Below are 24,327 nucleotides of genomic sequence, written 5' to 3'. Positions count from 1 at the left end.
AGGGCGGCGCTTCGGCGCACCGGCGGCGGGATGCGATAGGCTGAGGGATATGCCGATTCACAGCCATATCCTTGACAATCCCCGCGCCGACCGCGTGCGCCGCCTGGCCGACCTGACCCGTGCCAAGGGGCGCGAACGCTCCGGCCTGTTTCTCATCGAAGGACCGCAGTCTGTGCGCGAGGCAGTGGCATGGAAGCCGGGGATGATCCGCGATCTCTATGTGCTGGCCGAGGAGGAGGACGATGCGTATGTCGTCGCCGACCCGACGCTCGAGGCGATCGTCGAATCCTCCCAATCCGACGGGCGCGACATCTACGTGCATCTGGCCAGCGCCGAGGTGATGCACCGCATCAGTCCCGACGCGCAGGGCATCGCGGCCGTCGGCGAGGCGTCGGCGATGGAGGTCGCTCCGGATGACGTGATGCTGGGGGAGAGGCCGCTGGTCGCCGCGTTCTGGCAGGTCAGGGACCCGGGCAACGCCGGCACCGTGATTCGCGCGGCCGATGCGGCAGGATGCGCGGCCGTGGTGTTCGTCGACGCATGCGTCGATCCGCTCAATCCCAAGGTCGTGCGATCCACCGCAGGCTCGCTGTTCCATGTGCCGGTGCTTGGGATGTCCGTCGATGGCTTCCTGGACTGGGCGCGGAACTGCGGTCTGTCCGTCGTCGCGGCCGATGTGCACGGCGCCGACGGGCTGGTGCCCGAGGCGCTGCCCGATATGCTGTCCGACCCGGCCGCGGCCAAGTCGCCGACCGCCGTGCTCTTCGGCAACGAGGCGCGCGGGCTCGAGGACGGGCTGCTGGCGCGCATGGACCGCATCGTGTCGATACCGATGTATGGCAGGGCCGAATCCCTGAACCTCGCCACCTCGGCGGCGGTGATGCTCATGGGGATGGCCATGCGGCGGGAAGCGTAGGGTTTTCTCCCTGCGCCCGGCGGCCCCAAGTCCCGGGGCAATGGAAGAATGTCACGCGGTAAAAACGCTGGGATAGCTAGAGTTTTCAAGCAAACGAAAGGGTTCCCTTGGCAGAATCACTGGTGTTCGACGCCCAGGCGGTGACCGATGCGGTCGCCGAAGGCATCGAGAAAATCGAACGGGCCACGGGCCTTGACGAACTGAAGGCCATCAAGACGCAGTACGCCGGCGCCGACTCGGCGATGACGAAGGCCAGCAAGGCCATCGGCGCGCTGCCCAAGGACGAGAAGAAGGAGGCGGGGCAGCTGCTGGGCAAGCTGCGCGCCGACTTCGGCCGCGCCTTCGGCCCCAAGGAGACCGAGCTCAAGGCCAAGGCTGAGGCCGAGGCGCTGGCCGCCGAAACCGTCGACATGACGCTGCCGGTGAACCGCCGGCCGCTCGGCGCGCGCCATCCGCTCGCCCGCCTCATGGAGGACGTCGAGGACTTCTTCACCTCGATGGGCTGGCAGATCTCCGCCGGCCCCGAGGTCGAGACCGAATGGTTCGACTTCGACGCCCTGAACTTCGGCCCGGACCATCCGGCCCGCCAGATGCAGGACACCTTCTATGTCAAGGGCAACCAGGCCAAGGACGCCGCCGGCTTCGTCGGCTCCAACATGGTGCTGAGGACCCAGACCTCCTCCGACCAGGTGCGCGCGCTGATCGACAAGGGCGTGCCGCTCTACATCGCCAGCCCCGGCCGCGTGTTCCGCACCGACGAGCTCGACGCCACCCACACCCCGGTCTTCCACCAGTGCGAGGCGCTGGCCGTCGACAAGCATCTGACCATGGCCGATTTGAAGGGCGTGCTCGACAAGCTCGCCGTCGCCATGTTCGGCCCCGACGCGAAGACCCGTCTGCGCCCGAGCTACTTCCCCTTCACCGAGCCCTCCGCCGAACTCGACCTGTGGTTCCCCGACAAGAAGGGCGGCCCCGGCTGGCTCGAATGGGGCGGCTGCGGCATGGTGAACCCGAATGTGCTCAAGTCCGCGGGCATCGACCCGAACGTCTACACCGGCTTCGCCTTCGGCGTCGGCCTCGAGCGCACGCTTCTGCTGCGCCATGACATCAACGACATGCACGACCTCGTGGAGGGCGACGTGCGCTTCAGCAAGCAATTCGTGATGGGGGAGTGATTCGACATGCCCATGATTGACATCGATTGGCTCAAGGACCACGTCGAGGTTCCCGAGGGCCTCACCTACGAGCAGCTGGCCAAGGACCTCGTCAAGGTCGGCCTCGAGGAGGAGGAGATCCACTCCTCCCAGGTGACCGGCCCCATCGTCGTCGGCTATGTCGTCGACGCCACCCCCGAGCCGCAGAAGAACGGCAAGACGATCAACTGGTGCCATGTCGACGTCGGCGAGGAATACAACGACGTCGATGAGAACGGCAACAAGGTGCCGCGCGGCATCATCTGCGGCGCGCCCAATATGAAGGCCGGCGAGAAGGTCGTCGTGACCCTGCCCGGCGCCGTGTTGCCCGGCGATTTCAAGATCGAGCCGCGCAAGACCTACGGCCATATCTCCGACGGCATGTGCGCCTCCGAGCGCGAGCTGGGATTGGGCGACAGCCATGACGGCATCATCCTGCTGCGCGAATACGGCTTCACCCCGGCCGAATACGAGGCCCTGAAGCCCGGCGACGACGCGATGCATCTGCTGCATCTCGATCAGCCGCTGCTGGAGATCAACATCACCCCCGACCGCGGATACACGCTGTCCTATCGCGGCGTGGCCCGCGAATACCATCACTCCACCGGTGCCGCCTACACGGATCCGGCGATCGCGCTGGGCAAGAAGGCCCCCGTGGCCGCGGGCGAGGCCTCCGGCAATGCCCCCGACATCCAGGTGGAGATCGAGGACAACAACCCGATCCACGGCGTGCCCGGCTGCGACCGGTATTACGCCCGCGCCATCCATGGCTTCGACCCGACGGCCCACACCCCCAACTGGATGCGCCGCCGCCTGATCCGCGCCGGCATGCGCTCGATCTCCCTGGCCGTGGACGTGACCAACTACGTCATGCTCGACCTGGGCCAGCCGATGCACGCCTACGATCTCGACAAGATCGCCGCGCCGATCGTCGTGCGCCGCGCGAATGCCGGGGAAACCCTGGTCACGCTCGACGGCAAGGAACATAAGCTCGATCCCGAGGATCTGCTCATCACCGACTCTCCCGACGGCAACCGCGCCTCGCGCGTGCTCGGCCTGGCCGGCGTCATGGGCGGGCTCTATGGCGAGGTGACCGCCGACACCAAGAACATCCTGCTCGAGGCCGCTCACTTCGACCAGGTGTCGATCGCGCGTTCCGCCCGTCGCCACAAGATCCCCTCCGAGGCCTCCCGCCGCTTCGAACGCGGCGTCGACTCGCAGCTGCAGTGCGCCGCCTCGCAGGAAGCCGCCGAACTGTTGGTGAAGTATGGCTCCGGCAAGCCGAGCGACCGCCCGACCGATGTCAACCGCACTGCGCGCCGCAAGGCCATCCATTTCAAGGCCTCCGAGGTGGCCCGCGTGGCCGGCCTCGACACCGATGTCAACAGCATCTCCGATGTGCTCACCGACATCGGCTGCACCGTCGGCGGCGGCGGCAACGGCGAGTTCTCCGTCACCCCGCCCTCCTGGCGTCCCGACCTGAACGAACCGTGCGATCTGGTCGAGGAAGTCGCCCGTCTGGTCGGCTATGACCAGATTCCGGTCCATGTGCCCGCGGCTCCCGTCTCGGGTCACGTCGGTTTGACCGACGACCAGCGCCGTCATCGCGAGATCGCCAACGAGCTGGCCGAATACGGCATGGTGGAGACGCTGAGCTATCCCTTCGTCGGCGACGAGGACTACAAGGCCTTCTCCTATGATCCCGAGGCCGTCAAGCCGGTGAGCGTCGAGGTCGCCAACCCGCTGGCCGGCGACCGCCCGTTCCTGCGCCGCGAGCTGCTGCCGACCCTTGCCGGCACCGTGCAGCGCAACCTGCGCCGCGGCATCGACAACGTCGCGCTCTATGAGCTCGGCCACGTCTATCTGTGGGATCCGAACGCGCCCGCCATCCCGGCCCTGCCCGGTGGCCAGCGCCCCACCGACGAACAGCTTGCTGCGCTTGACGCCGGTCTGCCCGAGCAACCCGAGCATGTCGCCGGCATCATGGCCGGACTGGCCGAGGACACCGGTTGGCTGGGCGACAAGCGCCCGGTCGACTGGTCCGATGCCGTCGAGGCCGTGTGCCGTCTGTCCGATCGACTTGGCGCTGGGCTTACGCTCGACCAGCCCGCCGACGCCTCCGAGGTCCCGGCCCAGTGGCATCCGGGGCGCTATGCGCGCGTCATGGCCGGTGCCAACGGCGATGTGGTCGTCGGCCATGTCGGCGAGCTGCACCCGCATGTGAACGAGGCGCTCGGCTTCCCCGCGCACACCGCGGCCTTCGAGATCGATATGACGGCCCTGTTCGCCACGCTCGATGGCAAGCCGGTGCAGGCCAAGCCGATCTCCACCTTCCCGCCGGTCAAGCAGGACCTCGCCTTCACGGTGCCCGCCACGGTGAGCGCCGCCGAGCTTGAGGCCACGATCCGCGAAGCCGCCGGCGACGCGCTTGAATCCATCGAGCTGTTCGACGTGTTCACCGGCGACCAGCTCGGCGAGGGACTCAAGTCCCTGGCCTTCGCCGTGGTCTTCCGCGCGCCGGACCGCACGCTGACGGCCGAGGATTCCGAGGCCATCCGCGCGGCCATCGTCAAGGCGGCCGCTGAGATCGGGGCGCAGCTGCGCGCCTGAGCGCTGAACGCTGGCGACGGGCGGCGGGGCGAGTTTTTGATAATCGTCCCGCCGCCTGCTGCATATCTGCCGCCCATAATACTGATCCTTTCCGTTTGTAAGGAGAATACGGATGAGCGAACCGCAACAGCCGGAATACGGCCAGACCAAGCAGCCCGAATACGGGGCCATGGCCGGCCAGTATCCGGGATACGATCCGTATCTCTACGGGCGGCCGGAGCCGGAGGCGCAGCCGGCCAATGGTGACGCCAACGCGGGGCAAGGACAGAACCCGAACGGCACTCCCGGCACTTCCGCGAATGGGGGATACGGTGCGTATGGCGCGCCGGGATATGGGCCGAACCAAGGCAATTACGGTCAGTCCGGTCCCTATGCCGGCCAACCGCAGAACCAGCCCATCCCCGGACAGAACGGATATCCCTGGCCCGGCCAACCGGGGCAACCCACCCAACCCGGCATGCCGATGCAGCCGGGACAACCGGGACAGCCGGCCAACGGCAACCAAGGCCATCGTTTCCGCTACGGCATCGACGTGGACGACCCCAACCAGAATCCGCTGTACGGTCACTGGGATCTCTACGCGATCATGTCGCTGGTGTTCGCGATCTTCTTCTCCGCCGTGCCGCTGCTGCCCGCGCTGATGGGCGCGATGGCCATGTGGCGCACGCGCACCTTCCATATGAAGGGCTTCGGCCTGGCGCTGGCCGCCGTCATCATCAACGTGCTCACCACGCTGATGACCCTGTGGCTGATGGTCAACGGCATGTCCGCCGGCGATTTGATGTCCCAGCTCACCGGTGGTTACGGCGGCTCCGGGGATTCCGGCTCCACCGACGACGGTTCCCTGACCGCCTGACGGCCATCTTCTTTCGATTCGTTCCCACGAACCGCCGGACTATTGCATAATTATGCAATAGTCTGCATATCTTTGTATACTCGTCGTATTCCATTGCATACGGTATCGAAGGAAAAGGGATATGGCGAAATACACGGTGGCCGTGGCCGGGGCCACGGGATATGCCGGGGGCGAGGCGCTGCGCATACTGGCGGCGCACCCGGATTTCGAAGTGACCTGCGTGACCGGGCATTCCTCGGTCGGCGAGTCGATGTCGCGGCATATGCCGCATATTCCGCAGCTTGCGGGATTGGTCGTCGAAGACACCACGCCCGAGGTGCTGAACGGCCATGATGTGATCATCCTGGCGCTGCCGCACGGTGCCTCCGGCGCGTTGGCGGCCCAGCTCGACCCGGATGCCGTCGTCGTCGACCTCGGCGCCGATCACCGTCTCGAGCAGCAGTCCGCTTGGGATGAGTATTATGGCGGCGATTTCTATGAGCATTGGGCCTATGGCATGCCCGAGCTGTTGCTCGGCAAGGATGCCGATGGTCAGTATCAGCGCCAGCGTGCGAATCTCTCCGGCGTCAAGCGCATCGCCGGGCCGGGCTGCAATGTCACCGCCACGACGCTGGCCATGCAGCCGGGTGTGGCCGAGGGATTGGTCGGCAAGGACATCGTCGCCGATCTCGTCGTCGGCTATTCCGGCGCCGGCAAGGCCTTGAAGCGCGTCAATCTGCTTGCCTCCGAGGCGCTTGGCTCCGCCGTGCCCTACGGCGTGGGCGGCACCCACCGCCATATCCCCGAGATCCTGCAGAACCTCGCGCATGCGGAGGGCAAGGATGGCGCGGCGGCCGGCGAGTTCACGCTGGGCTTCACCCCGGTGCTGGCGCCGATGTCTCGCGGCATCCTCGCCACCGTCTCCGCGCCGATGAGCGAGAAGGCGCTTGCGATGAGCGACGAGGAGATCCGCAAGGTGTGGGAGAAGGCCTACGCGGGCCAGGACTTCATGAACGTGCTGCCCGCAGGCATGCTGACCGCCACCGGCAATGTGCTCGGCTCCAACGCCGCGCACATCCAGGTCGTCACCGACCGCAAGGCCGGCCGTCTGATCGCCTTCGCCGCCATCGACAATCTCAACCGTGGCACGGCCGGGCAAGCCGTGCAATCACTGAACATCGCCTTGGGCCTGCCTGAGGACCAGGGCCTGACCAAGATTGGAGTCGCACCGTGAGCGTCACATTCGCACAAGGATTCGCCGCAGCCGGCGTCACGGCTGGCATCTCCGCCGTGGAGGGCAAGAAGGACCTGGCGTTGGTCGTCAACAACGGCCCTCTTTCCGTCGCGGCCGGCGTGTTCACCTCCAACCGCTTCTGCGCCGCCCCCGTGCAGTGGAGCCGCAAGGCCGTCGCCGATGGCGACATCAAGGCAGTGATCCTCAACTCCGGCGGCGCGAACGCCTGCACCGGCGAGGCCGGCTATCAGCAGTCCGTCGCCACGGCCGAAACCGTCGCCGAACTCGTCGGCTGTGAGCCGGGCGAGGTGGGCGTGTGTTCCACCGGCCTGATTGGCGAACTGCTGCCGCTTGACAACGTGCTCAACGGCGCGAAGACCGCCTTTGGCACGCTGGCCGATTCCGCCGAGGCTGGCGCCGACGCCTCGCACGCCATCATGACCACCGACACCAAGCCGAAGACCGTCGAGCTGACCGGTTCGACCGGCTGGAGAATCGGCGGCATGGTCAAGGGCTCCGGCATGATCGCCCCGCAGCTGGCCACCATGCTGTGCGTCATCACCACCGACGCGGTCGTCTCCGCTGGCCAGCTCCAGGCTGCGCTGACTGCCGCCGTGGACACGTCGTTCAACCGCATCGATGTGGACGGCTGCATGTCCACCAATGACACGGTGCTGCTGCTCGCCTCCGGTGCCTCCGGTATCGAGCCGGACCCCGACGAGTTCAATGCCTTGGTGCGCGAGGCCTGCGCATCCCTGGCCCGTCAGATCATCGGCGATGGCGAGGGCGCCAGCCATGACATCCGCATCGCCGTCACCGGTGCCACCACCGAGGAAGCAGCCTTGGCTTGCGGACGTGCCGTCGCCGCCTCCAACTTGCTCAAGTGCGCGATCAGCGGCAACGACCCCAACTGGGGGCGCATCGTCAGCTCCATCGGCACCGTGCCGCCCGAGGTCGCGCCCTACGACCCCGAACAGGTGACCGTCGACGTCAACGGCGTGCGCATCTGCGAACACGGGGGAGCGGGCCGTGACCGCTCCGAGGTCGACATGACCCCGCGCGAGGTGCATATCGACATCAATCTGAACGCCGGTGACGCCGAGGCCGTGGTGTGGACCGACGACCTCACCCACGAATACGTCCACATCAACGCCGACTACGAAAGCTGAAAAAGGAACTCATTCGTCATCCGCTAACGCATGTTGACAACGTTGCGAGGGGCGGCCTGCCGATATTCGTTATAAGACCGTAAAGACTTGGCTAGCTGAACCGTTAAGCGGAAAGCCCGGTGGACTTTCCGCAGGTGAGGCGAGCAGCTATGCTGCGAGGCCCGCGTCAGCGGGTGCCCGGAGCGTGTCGTTAATGAATATCGGCAGACCACCCCGGGCGGCGGGCGGAAGTCATCGGACGTGATTACACGAATAAGAAAGAATTGGGAATGACACAACTGAAGGGGCCGGGATATCATCTCGACGTGCATACGGACCTCAACGCCAACCAGAAGGCGGAGGTGCTGATCGAGGCGCTGCCTTGGCTGGAGGAATTCGCCGGCCAGCGCATCGTCGTCAAATATGGCGGCAATGCGATGATCGACGACCATTTGAAGCAATGCTTCGCCGAGGACATGGCCTTCCTGCGTCAGGTCGGCCTGCATCCGATCGTCGTGCATGGCGGCGGACCGCAGATCTCCCAGATGCTCAAGGCCCTCGGCATCAAATCCGAGTTCAAGGGCGGTCTGCGCGTCACGACCCCCGAGGCGATGGATGTGGTGCGCATGGTGCTGACCGGCAAGGTCTCGCGTGAGCTCGTCGGCCTCATCAACGCGCATGGTCCGCTGGCCGTCGGATTGTCCGGCGAGGACGGCGGCCTGTTCTCCGCCATGCAGCGCCATCCGATCATCGACGGCAAACCCGCCGACATCGGCTTGGTCGGCGACGTGGTGTCGGTCGACGCCTCGGCCGTTGAGGATCTGGTGGCCGCCGGGCGCATCCCCGTCGTCTCGTCGGTCGCACCCAACGAGGACGATCCCACCGAAGTGCTCAATGTGAACGCCGATTCCGCCGCCGCCGCGCTGGCCGCGGCCGTGGGCGCCCGCAAGCTTGTCATCCTCACCGATGTCGATGGCCTCTACGCCGACTGGCCCGACCGCGATTCGCTGATCGGCCGCATCGGCGTCGAGGACCTGCGCGACATGCTGCCGAACCTTGAGTCCGGCATGAGGCCGAAAATGGAGGCATGCGTGCGCGCGCTCGATGGCGGCGTGCCGCAGGCCCATATCATCGACGGCCGCAAGCCGCATTCGATTTTGAACGAGATATTCACCACCGCGGGCATCGGCACGATGGTCGTTCCCGAGGATGGCGTCGAGATGAGGAGCTCATATGACCACTGAGACCACGAACACCACCGGCACGCTCGGTCCCGAGGGCCAGCGCTGGATCGGTGAATACGAGGACGTCCATATGCACGTCTTCGGCACGCCGTTGCGCGTCATGGACCACGGCGAAGGCGTCCACGTGTGGGACGTCGACGGCAACAAGTATCTGGACTTCCTTGCCGGCATCGCCGTCAACTCCATCGGATACGCGCATCCCAAGTGGGTGGCGGCCGTCGCCGAACAGGCCGGCAAGGTCGCGCACACCAGCAACTACTTCGCCACCGAGCCGCAGATCAAGCTCGCCGAGCGTCTGATCAAGCTCGCCGGCGCGCCTGAGGGCTCGCATGTCTACTTCGGCAACTCCGGCGCCGAGGGCAATGAGGCGGCGATCAAGCTCGCCAAGCTCTACGGCCGCACGCTGCAGGGGGCCTCTCCGTCCATCGGCGGCAAGCCCGCCCGCATCCTTGCAATGACCAACGGATTCCATGGCCGCACGTTGGGCGCGCTGTCCGCCACGTGGAAGCCCGCCATCCGCAAGCCCTTCGAGCCGCTGGTGCCCAGCGTCGAATTCGTGCGCGCCGGCGATCAGGTGGCCCTGCACGAGGCTTTCGCCGCCACGGGACTCGGCTCCTACGGCAAGGGGCCGGTCGCCGCCGTCATCCTCGAGCTCATCCAGGGCGAGGCCGGCGTCAGGCCGCTGGGCGCCGACTATGTGCGCAAGGTGCGCGAGCTGTGCGACATCAACCACGCGCTGCTCATCATCGACGAGGTGCAGACCGGCATCGGGCGCACCGGGCACTGGTTCGCCTTCCAGGACGAGGCGCTGTCCGGCGGCGTCACGCCCGATATGGTGACCTTCGCCAAGGGCGTGGCCGGCGGCTTCCCGATGGGTGGCATGATCGCCTTCGGCTCCAAGCTGTCCTCGCTGTTCACCCCCGGCTCGCACGGCTCCACCTTCGCTGGCAACCCGCTCGGCGCGGCCGCCGCGCTGGCCACGCTCGACGTGATCGAATCCGACGGCCTGCTGGGCAACGCCATCGAACGTGGTCGTCAGCTGCGCGAAGGCCTCATGGCCTGCGGCAATCCGCTGTTCGTCTCCACCCGCGGCGCCGGCCTGCTCGACGCCGTCGAACTCGCCCATCCCTGCGCGCATGCCGTGATGGACTGGGCCCTGAACCACGGTCTGATCGTCAATGCCGTGCGCCCCGACGCGCTGCGCTTCGCGCCGCCGTTGATCGTCACGGCCGACGAGATCGACGAAGCCATATCCATCCTCGCCAAGGTTCCCACCGACCTGGCAGACGACTGACGGACAGTCCGGTTACTGAAAGGAACACCATCATGACCCCCACTCTGCGCCATATGCTGCGCGACGACGACCTCAGCCATGACGAGCAGCTTGCGGTCCTCGAACTGGCCATCAAATTCCGCGCCGACCGTTTCTACCATCGTCCCTTCGAAGGGCCGCAGGGCGTCGCCGTCCTCTTCGACAAGCCCTCGACCCGCACCCGTTCCAGCTTCTCCATCGGCGTCGCGGAGCTCGGCGGATATCCGCTGGTCATCGACAAGTCCGGCTCCCAGCTGGGCCGCGGCGAGCCCATCGCCGACACGGCGCGCGTGCTCGACCGCATGGCCTATGGCGTCGTGTGGCGCACCTTCGAGCAGTCGAACGTCGAGCAGATGGCGCAGTACTCCACCCATCCGGTGGTCAACGCGCTGACCGACGACTTCCATCCCTGCCAGATCCTCGCCGACTTCCAGACCATCGCCGAGCATCGCGGCGGCGTCGACAAGCTTGAGAACCAGACCATCGCCTATCTGGGCGATGCGGCCAACAACATGGCCAACTCCTATCTGATCGGCGGCGCGGTCGCCGGCATGGATGTGCGTGTGGCCGGTCCCGAGGGCTTCCTGCCCCGCCCCGACATCGTCGAGGACGCCAAGCGCCTCGCTGCGGAGAACGGTGGATCAATCACCGTCACCACCGACCCTAAGGCCGCTGTCGACGGCGCCGACTGCGTGTTCACCGACACGTGGGTGTCGATGGGCGAGGAAGCCGAATATGCCATTCGTTCCAAGCCGTTCTGGAACTATCAGGTCAACGACGAGCTCATGGCGCTGGCCAAGCCCGATGCGATCTTCCAGCACTGCCTGCCCGCCTATCGTGGCAAGGAGGTCACCTCCTCGGTGATCGACGGGCCCGCCTCCGTGGTGTGGGACGAGGCCGAGAACCGTCTGCACGCGCAGAAGGCGTTGCTGACCTGGCTGACCGGCATGACCCGGGGCGACGAGGACCTGCTCAAGTGACCGATTCGAACGTGCCCCTGCAGCGGCCCGCCACGCGGGCCGCTCGCCTGAGCGCCATCGAAGAGGCCCTGGTCCGGCATGTCGTCACCTCGCAATCGCAGCTCTCCGAGATCCTGGCGGGCGAAGGCATCGAGGTGACGCAGGCCACGCTGAGCCGTGACCTCGACGAGATGAACGCCGCCAAGACGCGGCTCGCCGACGGCACCATGGCCTATGCGGTGGGGGAGTCCGCCCTCGAGACGCATGCCCTCAACGCCCGGGCCGAGTCCCAGATGAGCCGTGTGCTCTCCGGATTGGTCACCTCGGTGGCCGCCGCGCGCAACCTCGTGGTCGTGCACACGCCCTCGGGCGCCGCGCAATACGTGGCCAGCGTCATCGACAAGCAGCCGGTCGAAGGCATCCTCGGCACCATCGCCGGTGATGACACCGTCATGGCGATCTGCGCCGACGATGACATCGCCGACGAATGGAGCCGATGGCTCGTCACCTTGGCATCCAAGTGATCTGATTCTCCTCCCTCTGATGGGGAAGATGAATATTGCATAAATATACATACCTCTGTATATACTGGTTCCAACGTTGAAATATCGTTCAGAAAGGGTCAACCATGACCGATAAGAACCGTCTTGTCCTGGCCTATTCCGGTGGCCTCGACACCTCCGTCTCCATCCCGTATCTCAAGGAGCAGACCGGCAAGGATGTCGTCGCCGTCTCTCTCGACGTCGGCCAGGGCGGCGAATCGCTGGAGACCATCAAGGAACGCGCCCTCGCCTGCGGTGCCGTCGAGGCCTATGTGGTCGACGCCCGCGATGAATTCGCCAACGAGTACTGCATGCAGGCCCTCAAGGCCAACGCGATGTACGAGGGCGTCTACCCGCTGGTCTCCGCCATCTCCCGCCCGCTGATCACCAAGCATCTCGTGCGCGCGGCCCACCAGTTCGGCGCTGACACCATCGCTCACGGCTGCACCGGCAAGGGCAACGACCAGGTGCGCTTCGAGGTCTCCATCATGTCCATCGATCCCACGCTCAAGGCCATCAGCCCCGTGCGTGATTTGGGCCTGATGCGTGATTTCGAGATTCAATACGCCAAGGACCACAACCTGCCGATCGAGCAGACCGAGAAGAGCCCGTATTCCATCGACCAGAACGTCTGGGGCCGCGCCATCGAAACCGGCTTCCTCGAGGATCCGTGGAACGCGCCGACCAAGGACTGCTACACCTACACCGATGACCCGGCCTTCCCGCCGGTCGAGGACGAGGTGACCATCGAGTTCAAGCAGGGCGTGCCCGTCAAGATCGACGGCCGTGACGTGACCCCGCTGCAGGCCATCGAGGAGATGAACCGCCGCGCCGGCGCCCAGGGCATCGGCCGCATCGACCTGATCGAGGACCGCCTCGTGGGCATCAAGTCCCGCGAACTCTACGAGGCCCCGGGTGCCGTGGCCCTGATCACCGCGCATCAGGAGCTCGAGAACTGCTGCCTCGAGCGCGAGCAGCACCGCATCAAGCGTGACCTCGACAAGCGTTGGGGCGAGCTGGTCTACGACGCGCAGTGGTTCAGCCCCGCCACCCAGTCCATCAACGCCTTCATCAACGACACGCAGAAGTATGTCTCCGGCGAGATTCGCATGGTCATGCACGGTGGTCGCGCTGTCGTGACGGGCCGTCGTTCCGACTCCTCGCTCTACGACTACAAGCTCGCCACCTATGACACCGGTGACAGCTTCGACCAGAAGGCCTCCAATGGCTTCATCGCGATCTACGGCCTGCCCAACAAGACGGCCGCCGCCCGCGACATGAAGTTCGGCAACGGCATCGAGGTGCCGGACAACACCGTCGAGTGACGCGCCATCGACTGCGCGTCACCTGAACTACCGAGCCGTGAAATGGACAGTCCAGTGGACTGTCCATAGGCGAGGGGAGCGTCCTGCGGGACGCGACGTGGCGAAAGCATCCGTTTCCAAGGCTCCCACCCGGGAGCCTTTCTTGTACAGTAGGGATTTATGACTGAAACTAACGCATCCAACGAACATCTCGCCCTGTGGGGCGGCAGGTTCAGCTCCGGGCCCTCCGCAGCTCTCGCCAAGCTCTCCAAGTCCACCCAGTTCGACTGGCGTCTGGCCGACGATGATATCGCCGGCTCCCGAGCGCATGCCCGTGCGCTGGGTCACGCCGGACTGTTGACCGATGATGAGCTCACGCGCATGGAGGCCGCGCTCGACGAATTGCAGCGCCACGTCGACGACGGCTCCTTCGCGCCGGTCGAGGACGACGAGGACGAGGCCACCGCTTTGGAACGCGGTCTGCTCGCCATCGCCGGCGACGAACTCGGCGGCAAACTGCGCGCCGGCCGTTCGCGCAACGACCAGATCGCCTGCCTGATCCGCATGTGGCTGCGCCGCCACGCCCGCGTCATCGCCAGCGAGCTCGCCAAGCTGCTCGAAGCGCTGATCGCACAGGCCAAGGCCGCCGGCGACACCGTGATGCCCGGCCGCACCCATATGCAGCACGCCCAGCCGGTGCTGCTGGCCCACCAGCTCATGGCCCACGCTTGGCCGTTGATCCGCGACACGCAGCGCCTCGCCGACTGGGACGCCCGCGCCGACGCCTCGCCCTATGGCTCCGGTGCCCTCGCAGGCAACACGCTCGGTCTCGATCCCGAGGCCGTGGCCCGCGAACTCGGTTTCTCCCGTGTCACCGACAACTCCATCGACGGTACCGCCTCGCGCGATGTCGTGGCGGAATTCGCCTTCGTCGCCGCGATGATCGGCGTGGATCTCTCCCGCCTCTCGGAGGAGATCATCATCTGGAACACGCAGGAATTCGCCTTCGTGACGATGGACGACGCCTATTCCACCGGCTCGTCGATCATGCCGCAGAAGAAGAACCCCGACATCGCCGAGCTGACGCGCGGCAAGGCGGGCCGCCTCATCGGCGACCTGACCGGGCTGATGGCCACGTTGAAGGGCCTGCCGACGGCATACGCCCGCGACTTGCAGGAGGACAAGGAGGCCGTCTTCGACCAGGTCGACACGCTTGAGGTGGTGCTGCCCGCCTTCACCGGCATGGTCGCCACGATGCGCTTCGACCACGACCGTCTGGAAGCCGAGGCTCCCACCGGCTTCGCGCTGGCCACCGACATCGCCGAATGGCTGGTGCGCCAAGGCGTGCCGTTCCGCCACGCCCACGAACTCTCCGGCGCATGCGTCAAGCTCGCCGAAGGCCGCGGAGCGGAGCTCTGGGATCTGGCCGACGAGGACTTCGCGGCCACCTTCGACGGCTTCCTGTCCGCCGACAAGGCGCCGGCCGTGCGTGAGGTGCTGTCCACCAAGGGGTCCGTCGCCGCACGTCGAGGCAAGGGCGGCACCGCACCCGAGCGCGTCGCCGAGCAGCTTGCCGACGCCGAGACCGCGCTTGGCGCTGTGCGTTCCTTCGCCGAGTCCGTGTCCGACGGACCGTCCTTCAAGGCTGCGGGCAGCCTGAACGCATAAGCGTCTGAGCATATAGGCGATAAGCCGCGTGGCATACCGATGTCGCGCGGCTTTGTCTTTAACGGAAGAAATCGCTTTTGGCCTATAACCCTCGCTTTTGACGGAAAGGGGCCGCTGATTGCAAGTGACGATGCCTGCACTCGGCGTTAAGCGAATCTTCCGACATCGTCCGGGATACGGACTAGGGTGTGGCATAACGCGAACGGGAGCCGCAAGGCTGAGAGGAAGCGCACGCTTCGACCGGGGAACTTGACGCGGGTCATGCCGCCGTAAGAATCGCTGTTCATGGGTTCTTCCCACTGGGTTTCCCAACTCCTCCGCCTTCGGCATTCCACGCGCATAATTCAGCCGTGCGGCAGCCGTCGCATGGTCGCATGACGGGGTTCATGGATGGGCGCACCACTTAGGGTACGGCTTCTTCCGTGCACCCTTTTTTGATGGATATGGAGGGGATATGCAGGTCAACGGACAGCAGGTCGCGCTTGACGAGCCGGTCAGCGTCGCGCAATACCTCGCGGCGAATGGATACCGCGACGAGCGCGTCGCCATCGAGCTCAACGGAGAGATTATTCCACGCGAACGCCGCAGCGAGGCGATGCTCGACGACCAGTGCGTGCTGGAGATCGTCCAGTTCGTCCAGGGCGGCTGAGCCGCGCGCCCACACGACATCCCAGCGATAGAGCAACGATATGAAGGACCGGAATATGAATATCAATCCAGTGACCGAAGCCGGCGTCGACGCGACGCCGCTGCCGCCCCAACCCGTCGTCGTCAATCCGGTCGGCGGCCCCGCCCCGGAGCTTCCGGGCGCGATCCTGCCGACGATTGACAAGCCGCTGAACCTCGGCGGGCACGAGTTCACCTCGCGCTTCATCCTCGGCTCGGGCCGATATGACCTGAACCTCATCAAGGCCACGGTCGAGCATGCCGGCACGCAGATCGTCACGATGGCGCTGCGCCGCGCGCAGACCACCGAGAACTCGGTGCTCGACTACATCCCCGAGGGCATCACGCTGCTGCCGAACACCTCCGGCGCGCGCAACGCCGAGGAGGCCGTGCGCATCGCGCGTTTGGCCCGCGAGGTGTGCCACACCGACTTCGTCAAGGTCGAGATCGAGCACGAGACCAAGTACCTCCTGCCCGACAACGCCGAAACCATCCGCGCCACCGAGATGCTGGCCAAGGAAGGCTTCGTTGTCATGCCCTATATGTTCCCCGACCCCATCGCCGCGCGCCAGCTCGAGGAGGCCGGCGCGGCCGCCGTCATGCCGCTTGGTTCGCTGATCGGCTCCAACATGGGCCTGCGCATGCGCGACTTCATCCGCGTCATCATCGACAACGCCAACGTGCCGGTCATCATCGACGCCGGCATCGGGCGTCCCAGCCAGGCGGCCGACGCGATGGAGATGGGCGCCGACGCGGTCATGGCCTACACGGCCGTCGCCTCCGCCGGCAACATCCCGCTCATGGCCGAGGCCTTCAAGCATGCGATCGACGCGGGTCGCGCCGCCTATCTGTCCGGACTCGGCAAGGTGACCGAAGGGCATGCCGTGCCCTCCAGCCCCACCAGCGGATACCTGCACTGAAAGGAGTCGCCGAATGCTTTCCGAACAGCAGCGCGAACGCTATGCGCGGCATCTGAACCTCGAGGGCGTGGGGGAGAGCGGCCAGGAACGGCTGATTAACTCGTCCGCACTGATCATCGGTGCTGGTGGGCTCGGCTCGCCCGTATGCCTTTATCTTGCGGCGGCCGGCGTCGGACGCATCGGAGTCGCCGACGACGATGTGGTGGAGGAGACGAATCTGCAGCGTCAGGTCATCCATACGACCGCGCGCGTCGGCATCGCCAAGGTCGATTCGGCCGCCGAATCGATGCGGGCGCTCAACCCCTCCGTCACGGTGGAGCCGCATCGGATGCGCGTGGACGCCTCCGTCATCGACGCGCTGATCGCCCGATACGATGTGGTGATCGACGCCAGCGACAATGTCGCGACGAAATATTTGGTCAACGACGCCTGCGTGCGCGCGGGCAAGCCGTTGGTCCATGCCGGCGTGGTCGCCTTCACCGGCCAGGTGATGACGATCCTGCCCGGGCGGGGAGCCTGCTACCGCTGCCTGTTCCGCGACGAGCCGCCCGCCGGATCGGTGCCCACCTGCAAACAGGTGGGCGTGCTGGGCGCGGTCGTCGGCGTCATCGGCAGTCTCCAGGCCGTCGAAGCCATCAAACTGCTTGCCGGCGTGGGGGAACCATTGGTCGGGCGCCTGCTCACCGTCGACGCCCTGACCATGGTCGTGCGCACCGTCCCCCTGCCTGGCCCCAGCGCCGATTGCCCGGTGTGCGGCGGGCGGCAAACCGTTGCGGATTGAGGCTTCGGTCGCCTGATGGCTGGCTGGCGACCGTGGAATGCATGACGAATCGTTCCACAGGACGAGTGTGGGAGGGAACCGGCTCGCCGTAGAATCGGCGTAGATGGTGGCCTTATGCCGCATGTGCCGACGGCCACCGGCCGACGCGCGGATACGGATGAGTGGATCGGGGAGCAAACACGTGCTGAGCAGAACGCAGATCAGACGGCTGGTCGCCCACCATGGGCGCGAGGTCCTCGAACACGAGCATATGGCCGTCGAACGCGCCTGCTACCAGCATGGCGCGGTCACCACCTTCGCCCATTCGATCCGCGTGGCCTGTCTGGCCGTGTGGATGGCCGACCGGCTGCGCCTGTGGCGACGGGTTGACCTGCGCTCGCTGATCCGCGCCGCGCTGCTGCACGACTATTTTCTCTATGACTGGCACGATTGGGACGGCGGCGCGCACCGCTGGCATGGCTTCACCCACGGAGGGGCAGCCCTGCGCAACGCGATGCGCGACTTCGATCTCAATCCCGTGGAGCGCAATGCCATCGCCAACCATATGTTTCCGATGACGCCTGTTCCGCCCCGCCACATCGAAGGCTGGTTGGTGACGATGGCGGACAAGATCAGCGCCACACGCGAAACGTGCAGTCTCGAACGCTTCGGCCGTCCGGATCGGCCTGCCTCCGGCATCGGCACCGCAGGCGCATCCGCAGATGACTCGCAGCCGAATCGAACCGCCCGGCGCATGGGTCCGGCGGGACGGTGATGCGTCGATGCTTCTGACGCTGGAATATCTGTTCCTTTGGTTCCTGTGCTATGCCTTCGCCGGATGGGTGTATGAGTCGATCCTCGTCTCCGCGCAGGAGCGCCGCTGGGTGAACCGCGGGTTCCTCAACGGGCCGCTATGCCCGATATACGGCGTCGGCGCGGTGCTCGCCTCCGTGCTGCTCACGCCGCTGAAAGCGCATCCGCTGCTGATATTCGCCATCAGCGCCCTTGGCGCAAGCGCGCTCGAATACGCGACCTCATGGGCGATGGAACGCCTGTTCCACGCCCGGTGGTGGGATTACTCGAATTTCCGGTTCAACCTCAACGGACGCATCTGCCTGCTCGGAGCGGTGGTGTTCGGCGTCGCGGGCGTGCTCATCGTCGAGATCGTGCATCCGTGGCTCGCCGAGCTCACGCATACGCTGCCGCTGCCGGCGCTGCACGGGCTGTGCTTCATCGCCTTCGTGCTCATCGCCTGCGACTGCGCGGTCACCGTCGCCGGTCTTGATGGCTTCGAACGGCGACTGGCCGCGCTCGGTGAATTCGTGCAGGAGCAGGCGTCCAAGGCCGGCGGCACCGTGCAATGGGGGCGCGGGGCCTTCGCAGACAGACTGCATGGCTGGTCCGGCACGCCACACGACAACATCCATGATCTCGCCGAACATCTGCGGCATGCCGCGGCCGGCATATTGAACCGCCAGCAGCGGCGTATGATCGAGGCCTTCCCGCATTTCACCACGCTGGAGAACGGCAAGGTGGTCGAGACGTTGCGCGAATTGCTGCGCCACAGGCGGCGTTAGACGAGGTCCATGCGTTCCGTCACCGCGGTTGCGCCAGCTCCGTCAGTCCCGTTGGTTTCGCCGGCTCCACGCCCTGCGCTCCTCGATAATCGGTGATGCCGGAGCCCGCGTTGGGATGGAAGGCGGAATAGGCGTAGTCGCCGCAATAGAGCACCGCCAGCACGACGACGATGGCCGTCAGCGCGCGCGTATTGACGCGTGACAGCAGATCGTCAAGCACCGGTGCCAGCATATAGGTGATCGCCAGACCGCCGAGCCCGAAGACCAGCAGGCCCTCCGCGCAGATACGGCCGTTGAGATTGAGGAAATATCCGGAATAATCCCACCAACGCTGGCCATGCGTGCGCTCCAGCCACCACGAGGAGAAGTATTCGAGCGCGCCGCAGAGCACCACGGTGCCGACGAACAGCAGCGACGGCCGCTCGCGCAGACGCCTCAGCACGATGAGGATGATGAGCCCGCCGGTGCCATAGATCGGCAGCCAAGGGCCGTGCAGGGTGCCTCGGTTGACGAAGCCGCCCTCGGTGATGAAGGCGAGCGTCACCTCCCACACCCAGCCGACGAAGCAGAAGATGAAGAACATCGCCGCCAGATGCACGATTGTGTAGCTGCGCTGCGGCCCGGGACCTGTGGCACGCTCAAGGCGGAACGGCATCTCGACCGGCGCGAGACGGCCCGGATATGTGCGGCCCCGCAGCACGTCGAGGCCGGAGGACAGCGCGTCAAGCCGCGCCTCATGCCGCTCCCATGCGGCCACCTCGCCGTCGGGGCGCAGCAGGATGCCGAACCAGCGCGCGAGCCAGCCCGTGAACCCGGCCGGGCGCACCAGATGCATGCCCTCGACGCCCGCGCCGGCGGTGTCCCGGACCACATCAGGATAGGCGGCCGCCACCAACTCCGGATCGGGCTTGGCGAACAGCGCCTCGTCGCACAGGCGCTCCGATCCCGGCATGCGCCGCGCACGCGCCTCGGCTCGCAACCGCGCATACCATTCCGCGAAGAACGCCGCCCGATAGCCGTTCGCATAGAACACATTGACCAAACCAAGCGTGAGCAAGCCGGCCAGCCACCAGCCGAGGAAGCTCAGATGCGCCACGAAGCACTCCCATTTGTGCCCGCGCATCATGCGCCGTGACAGTGTCACCGCTTCGGCGGCGCCCACCGACGGATTCTCGGCGACGATATAGGGCACGAGAAAATACGAGAAATATTTGATGACGCCGCCCACGATGGTCAGCGACCACAGGTAGAACCACACGCTTTTGACGAGCATCACCCACGCCATATGCCTCCAATGGCGGGTGTGCAGCGGGTAGAGGAAGCGCGTCGGCGGCACCTTCTCGTAGGTCCGCGCCTCCAAGGCCATGCGGCGGGCGACGATGCGATAGGTCTCTCGCACGAACAGCCAGACGAAGCAATAGACGGCCAGACTGACGGCCACCAACAGGCCGACCGCCACGCTATGCGAACGCAGCACCGTGCGCGCCGAATCCAGCACCGACAGCACCACGGAGCCCGAGGAGAATGAGTTGAGCGCCTGCGCGAACACGCCGCGGGAACGGCCGAACATCGGATTCGTGTCGGCCCGGGCGATCTCGCGCTCGTTGGCGGCGACCTGATCGCGCGCCGCCTGTTCGTCGCCGCCGACGATATCCTGCACCAGCAGCTGCAGCTGGGACTCGGCCGAAAGCCCATCGGCGGAGGAGACGCTGGATTCGCTGCTTTGCGCGCTGACCGCCCACATCGTCGTGCCGTATTCCACGCCGAGGAAGGCCGCGAACAGACACACCACGACGAACATCCAATAATGCCGGCGCATCGTGTCCCGGGCCCGCGCCTTCAACTCCCTGCGGTCCATATATTCCTCAAACCTCTCCGGTCGCCTTCGCCGTCACCACCACCATACCGGACGCCCCGCGCCGCCCACCCCGTGCTGTCGGTGTGTCCTGAGAGACTTGAGGGCGCGCAAAAGCGCGAAATCATCGACAATTCGATAGGGAGAATCACAGGAATGTCTCACGTCACCAACTTCAAGGAAGCCGGGTTCGACACCCTGCTCGACGAATTGGAATGGCGCGGGTTGATTTCCCAGTCCACCGACCGGGATCGACTCGCCGAGGCACTGAACGGGGAGCCCATCACCTATTATTGTGGCTTCGATCCGACCGCCGCCTCCCTGCATATCGGCAACCTCGTGCAGCTCATCAACATGCGCCATCTGCAGCTGGCCGGGCATCATCCGATCGCCTTGGTCGGCGGCGCCACGGGGCTCATCGGCGACCCGCGCCAGTCCGGCGAGCGCACCCTCAACCCCAAGGACGTCGTGGCCGGCTGGGCCGAGCGCCTGAAGCGCCAGATCGGCGGCATCCTCGAGACCGAGGGCGACAATCCGGTGCGCTTCGTGTCGAACTACGACTGGACCGCGCAGATGACCGTCATCGACTTCCTGCGCGACGTGGGCAAGAACTTCCGCCTCGGCACGATGCTCGCCAAGGACACCGTGGCCCGCCGCCTCAACTCCGAGGAGGGCATCTCCTTCACCGAGTTCAGCTACCAGGTGCTGCAGGGCAACGATTTCCTGCACCTCTTCGACGAATTCGGCTGCACGCTCGAGCTGGGCGGATCCGACCAGTGGGGCAACCTCACCTCCGGACTCGACCTGATCCACAAGGTGCGCGGCGCGGACGTCAACGTGTTCACCTCGCCGATCATCACCGATGCGAATGGCAAGAAGTTCGGCAAATCCGAGGGCAACGCCGTGTGGATCGACGGCACGATGCTCAGCCCCTACAAGTTCTACCAGTTCTGGTTCAACCGTCCCGACGTGGAGATGGAGAGCCTGCTGAAGGCCTTTACCTTCCTGCCCAAGGCCGAGATCGAGCGCTTGGTCGCCGAATCGCAGGAGAACCCGGGCGCTCGCGAGGCGCAGAAGGCGCTCGCGTGGGAGGTCACGAGCTTCGTGCACGGCGAGGCCGCCACGCAGGCCGCGATCGATGCCTCCGCCGCGCTGTTCGGCCGCGGCGGCGATCTGAAGGCCATCGACGCGGACACGCTCGCCTCGGTGCTCGACGGCTTCAAGGTCGTCGACGAGGCCGGCGAACACGTCTTCCCGAAGGCCCAGGCCGGCGACCGCGTGATCGACGCGGCGCAGGCGGCCGGTCTGTTCAAGACGGGTTCCGAGGCGCGCCGCGCCATCAAGTCCGGCGGCGTCTATCTCAACAACGAGCGCGTCGAATCCGACGATGCCACGCTAGGCGAGGCCGACTTCCTCCAGGGGCGCTTCGCGTTGATCCGGCGCGGCAAGAAGGCGCTGGGCGCGGTCGAAAGCCGCTGAGCGCATCATTCGCATCCATATATCGTTTCGCCGTCCTGGCCCCGCGCAGGGGGCTTTGGTTCCGCGCCTTGGCCGGACGGCCCATCGGCAACACATCTATCCATAGGACGAAGGACAAGACATGGCACAGGATCACAATGGCGGCAACGGCGAGCATCGCGGAGGCTACCGCGGCCACGGCAACGGCCAGGGCAACGGCGGGCGTCGATACGGCTCCGGGCGTCCCGGCAACCGCGGGGGGAAGGGCTTCAAGCCGCGCCGTGACGGAGAGCGCGGCGGCTACCGCAAATTCGACGGCGAGCGCCGCGAAGGAGGCCAGGGCGGCTTCCGTCGCGATGGCGACGGCGAGCGCCATTATCGCAAGGACTTCCGCCGCGACGGCGAGGGCGGCGAGCGCCGCGAGGGCGGCTACCGCAAGGACTACCGCCACGATGGCGAACGCCGCGGAGGCTACCGCGGACATGGCGATGGCGAGCGTCGCGAGGGCGGCTATCGCAAGTCCGGCGGCTTCCATAAGGGTGGCTTCCGTCGTGATGGCGAGCGTGACTTCCATCGTGACCGCCGCGACGGCGACCGGGACTTCCGCCGCGAGCGCAACACCGGTGAGGGCGGCGAGGAGCGCCGCGAGTTCCATCGTGGCGAGGATCGTCGCGGATTCCGTGACAACGATCGCCGCGGCTACCGCAAGGGCGGTCAGGGCGGCTTCCACAAGGGGCCGCGCCGTGACGGCGAACACGGCGGCAATCCGCGCTACCAGCGCGATGATCGCCGCGATTTCCATCGCGATGACCGCCATGAGGAACGCGGAGAACGTCGTGACTATCATCGCGATGACCGTGGCGATCGCCGCGATTTCAAGCGCGATGATCGTCGTGACTTCAAGCGTGACGAGCGTCGCGACAACCGCCATAACGAGCGTGACGAGCGCAGCGAACGCGGCGAGCGCCGCGAGTTCAGCGCCGAGGAGAAGCGCGAATACCGCGAGGGCAAGCGCCAGGACTATATGTCGCGTCCGCGCCGCAATTCCGACGGCACGATGAGCTTCCCCTCCCAGAACCCCTACACGGACCGTCGTCCCGGCGAACCGAAGATGCCCAAGGGCATGGAGTGGTCGATGCTCTCCAAGGACGAGCGCGAGCGGTTGAAGGGCCTGAGCAAGGAGCATGCCGAGAACATCGGCCTGCACATCCTGGCGGCTTTCGCGTTGATCGACGACGATCCGGACGCCGCGCTCGCGCATGCCAAGTGGGTGGCCCGTCAGGCCTCGCGCATCGATTTCGCGCGCGAGACCCTGGCCTTCGTCGCCTACCGCATGGGGGACTACAAGACGGCGCTGCGCGAGTTCCGCACGGCCTTCCGCATGAACGGATATCCGGATTACCTGCCCTTCATCGCCGATTGCGAGCGCGGCGTGGGCGACCCGAAGAAGGCCGTCGAACTGGCCGTCTCCGACCAGGCGCGCATGCTGCGCGGCGACGCGAAGGCCGAGATGTTCCTTGTCTACGCGGGTGCCCTGGGCGACCTCGAGCACTGGGACAAGGCCATTGAGATCGCGCATACGCTGGGACGTTCCAAGGGCATCTCCGGCGGCTACCGCATGCGTGCCGTGCAGGCCGAGCAGCTCTTCCTCGAGGAGGCCGGCCGCTCCGACGAGGCCATCGCGCTCGACCAGCTGCTCGACAAGCTGGAGCTGCAATACGCCGACATGGACGAGGACGAGGAAAGCGACGAGGTGGTCATCGACCACGACCTCGAGCATCTCTATGGCGACGAGGACGAGCTCGCCGAGCTCGGCATCACCGAGGACGACGCGCAATACGCGCCGGACGACGAGGACGAGGACCTTGACGACGCGGAATACGAGTCCGGGGACGAGGAGTCCGAGGGGCCCGTCGAATCGGCCGAGGAGACGCGTGCCGATGCGGTGGACGCGGACGCCGTGGCGGCCGATGCGGCCGGCGAGGACACTGAAAAGCAGACGGATGCGGACGATGAGACCGAGGCGCCGGCCCTCGAGGCCGAGGACGGTCTTTCCTCCGAAACCGATCCGGCCGATCCCGCCATCGACGACGCGGCCGATCCGGCCGACGCTCAGTGAACCGGGG

At 66.1% G+C, this 24,327-nt stretch carries 20 protein-coding genes; 19 read left to right on the top strand and 1 reads right to left on the bottom strand.

Annotation, left to right across the window (positions count from 1 at the left end):
- Positions 1 to 49: 49 nt before the first annotated feature.
- The 17 genes from AC1AUD_RS01805 to AC1AUD_RS01725 all read left to right on the top strand — a co-directional run bounded on the left by AC1AUD_RS01805 (position 50) and on the right by AC1AUD_RS01725 (position 18,888).
- The gene (locus AC1AUD_RS01805; RefSeq protein WP_476571494.1) at positions 50 to 916 is read left to right on the top strand and encodes a TrmH family RNA methyltransferase; all 867 of its coding nucleotides are present in this window, start codon (positions 50 to 52) and stop codon (positions 914 to 916) included.
- 107 nt (positions 917 to 1,023) lie between these two features.
- Entirely contained in the window at positions 1,024 to 2,091 is a 1,068-nt protein-coding gene (gene pheS, locus AC1AUD_RS01800) for a phenylalanine--tRNA ligase subunit alpha (RefSeq protein ID WP_476571492.1), read from the top strand.
- 6 nt (positions 2,092 to 2,097) lie between these two features.
- Positions 2,098 to 4,719: a phenylalanine--tRNA ligase subunit beta gene (pheT, locus tag AC1AUD_RS01795; RefSeq protein WP_476571490.1), complete on the top strand. Its 2,622-nt coding sequence runs from the start codon at positions 2,098 to 2,100 to the stop codon at positions 4,717 to 4,719.
- Between the two features lie 112 nt (positions 4,720 to 4,831).
- On the top strand, positions 4,832 to 5,575 hold the full coding sequence (locus tag AC1AUD_RS01790) for a DUF4190 domain-containing protein (RefSeq protein ID WP_476571488.1): 744 nt from the start codon (positions 4,832 to 4,834) through the stop codon (positions 5,573 to 5,575).
- Positions 5,576 to 5,696: 121 nt separating this feature from the next.
- Complete coding sequence (gene argC, locus AC1AUD_RS01785) at positions 5,697 to 6,788, top strand: N-acetyl-gamma-glutamyl-phosphate reductase (RefSeq protein WP_476571487.1); 1,092 nt, start codon at positions 5,697 to 5,699, stop codon at positions 6,786 to 6,788.
- Positions 6,785 to 7,957, top strand: a complete 1,173-nt coding sequence (gene argJ, locus AC1AUD_RS01780; protein WP_476571485.1) for a bifunctional glutamate N-acetyltransferase/amino-acid acetyltransferase ArgJ — start codon at positions 6,785 to 6,787, stop codon at positions 7,955 to 7,957. The genes argC and argJ overlap by 4 nt, the downstream gene beginning before the upstream one ends.
- Before the next feature lie 269 nt (positions 7,958 to 8,226).
- Complete coding sequence (argB, locus tag AC1AUD_RS01775) at positions 8,227 to 9,180, top strand: acetylglutamate kinase (RefSeq protein WP_476571483.1); 954 nt, start codon at positions 8,227 to 8,229, stop codon at positions 9,178 to 9,180.
- Complete coding sequence (locus AC1AUD_RS01770; protein WP_476571481.1) at positions 9,170 to 10,474, top strand: acetylornithine transaminase; 1,305 nt, start codon at positions 9,170 to 9,172, stop codon at positions 10,472 to 10,474. The genes argB and AC1AUD_RS01770 overlap by 11 nt, the downstream gene beginning before the upstream one ends.
- A 32-nt stretch (positions 10,475 to 10,506) precedes the next feature.
- The gene (gene argF, locus AC1AUD_RS01765; protein WP_476571479.1) at positions 10,507 to 11,472 is read left to right on the top strand and encodes an ornithine carbamoyltransferase; all 966 of its coding nucleotides are present in this window, start codon (positions 10,507 to 10,509) and stop codon (positions 11,470 to 11,472) included.
- A complete protein-coding gene (locus AC1AUD_RS01760) occupies positions 11,469 to 11,975 on the top strand; it encodes an arginine repressor (protein ID WP_476571477.1) in 507 nt (168 codons plus the stop codon). The genes argF and AC1AUD_RS01760 overlap by 4 nt, the downstream gene beginning before the upstream one ends.
- 104 nt (positions 11,976 to 12,079) lie before the next feature.
- Positions 12,080 to 13,318 carry an argininosuccinate synthase gene (locus AC1AUD_RS01755; RefSeq protein WP_476571475.1) on the top strand — a complete coding sequence of 413 codons (1,239 nt, stop codon included), beginning with the start codon at positions 12,080 to 12,082 and terminating at the stop codon, positions 13,316 to 13,318.
- A 159-nt stretch (positions 13,319 to 13,477) separates the two neighbouring features.
- On the top strand, positions 13,478 to 14,965 hold the full coding sequence (argH, locus tag AC1AUD_RS01750) for an argininosuccinate lyase (protein ID WP_476571473.1): 1,488 nt from the start codon (positions 13,478 to 13,480) through the stop codon (positions 14,963 to 14,965).
- A 454-nt stretch (positions 14,966 to 15,419) separates the two neighbouring features.
- Complete coding sequence (gene thiS, locus AC1AUD_RS01745; protein ID WP_476571471.1) at positions 15,420 to 15,614, top strand: sulfur carrier protein ThiS; 195 nt, start codon at positions 15,420 to 15,422, stop codon at positions 15,612 to 15,614.
- Positions 15,615 to 15,669: 55 nt separating this feature from the next.
- Positions 15,670 to 16,551, top strand: a complete 882-nt coding sequence (locus AC1AUD_RS01740) for a thiazole synthase (protein WP_476571470.1) — start codon at positions 15,670 to 15,672, stop codon at positions 16,549 to 16,551.
- 13 nt (positions 16,552 to 16,564) lie between these two features.
- Positions 16,565 to 17,332: a HesA/MoeB/ThiF family protein gene (locus AC1AUD_RS01735; protein ID WP_476571468.1), complete on the top strand. Its 768-nt coding sequence runs from the start codon at positions 16,565 to 16,567 to the stop codon at positions 17,330 to 17,332.
- Positions 17,333 to 17,489: 157 nt separating this feature from the next.
- Positions 17,490 to 18,086: an HD domain-containing protein gene (locus tag AC1AUD_RS01730; RefSeq protein ID WP_476571467.1), complete on the top strand. Its 597-nt coding sequence runs from the start codon at positions 17,490 to 17,492 to the stop codon at positions 18,084 to 18,086.
- A 7-nt stretch (positions 18,087 to 18,093) separates the two neighbouring features.
- Positions 18,094 to 18,888 carry a putative ABC transporter permease gene (locus AC1AUD_RS01725; RefSeq protein WP_476571466.1) on the top strand — a complete coding sequence of 265 codons (795 nt, stop codon included), beginning with the start codon at positions 18,094 to 18,096 and terminating at the stop codon, positions 18,886 to 18,888.
- A 19-nt stretch (positions 18,889 to 18,907) separates the two neighbouring features.
- Here AC1AUD_RS01725 and AC1AUD_RS01720 read toward each other — a convergent pair whose 3' ends face one another.
- Positions 18,908 to 20,746 carry a DUF975 family protein gene (locus AC1AUD_RS01720; RefSeq protein ID WP_476571464.1) on the bottom strand — a complete coding sequence of 613 codons (1,839 nt, stop codon included), beginning with the start codon at positions 20,744 to 20,746 and terminating at the stop codon, positions 18,908 to 18,910.
- Between the two features lie 153 nt (positions 20,747 to 20,899).
- On the opposite strand from AC1AUD_RS01720, the gene tyrS reads away from it, so the two are divergent.
- Together tyrS and AC1AUD_RS01710 are read left to right on the top strand one after the other, a co-directional pair.
- Positions 20,900 to 22,222 carry a tyrosine--tRNA ligase gene (tyrS, locus tag AC1AUD_RS01715; protein WP_476571462.1) on the top strand — a complete coding sequence of 441 codons (1,323 nt, stop codon included), beginning with the start codon at positions 20,900 to 20,902 and terminating at the stop codon, positions 22,220 to 22,222.
- 121 nt (positions 22,223 to 22,343) lie between these two features.
- The gene (locus tag AC1AUD_RS01710; RefSeq protein WP_476571460.1) at positions 22,344 to 24,320 is read left to right on the top strand and encodes a tetratricopeptide repeat protein; all 1,977 of its coding nucleotides are present in this window, start codon (positions 22,344 to 22,346) and stop codon (positions 24,318 to 24,320) included.
- The last annotated feature ends 7 nt before the right edge of the window (positions 24,321 to 24,327 follow it).

This window comes from Bifidobacterium sp. LH_730, from assembly GCF_056355835.1.
Note: the sequence above shows the minus strand (reverse complement) of the source record. Positions and strands in the feature narration are given on the sequence as shown.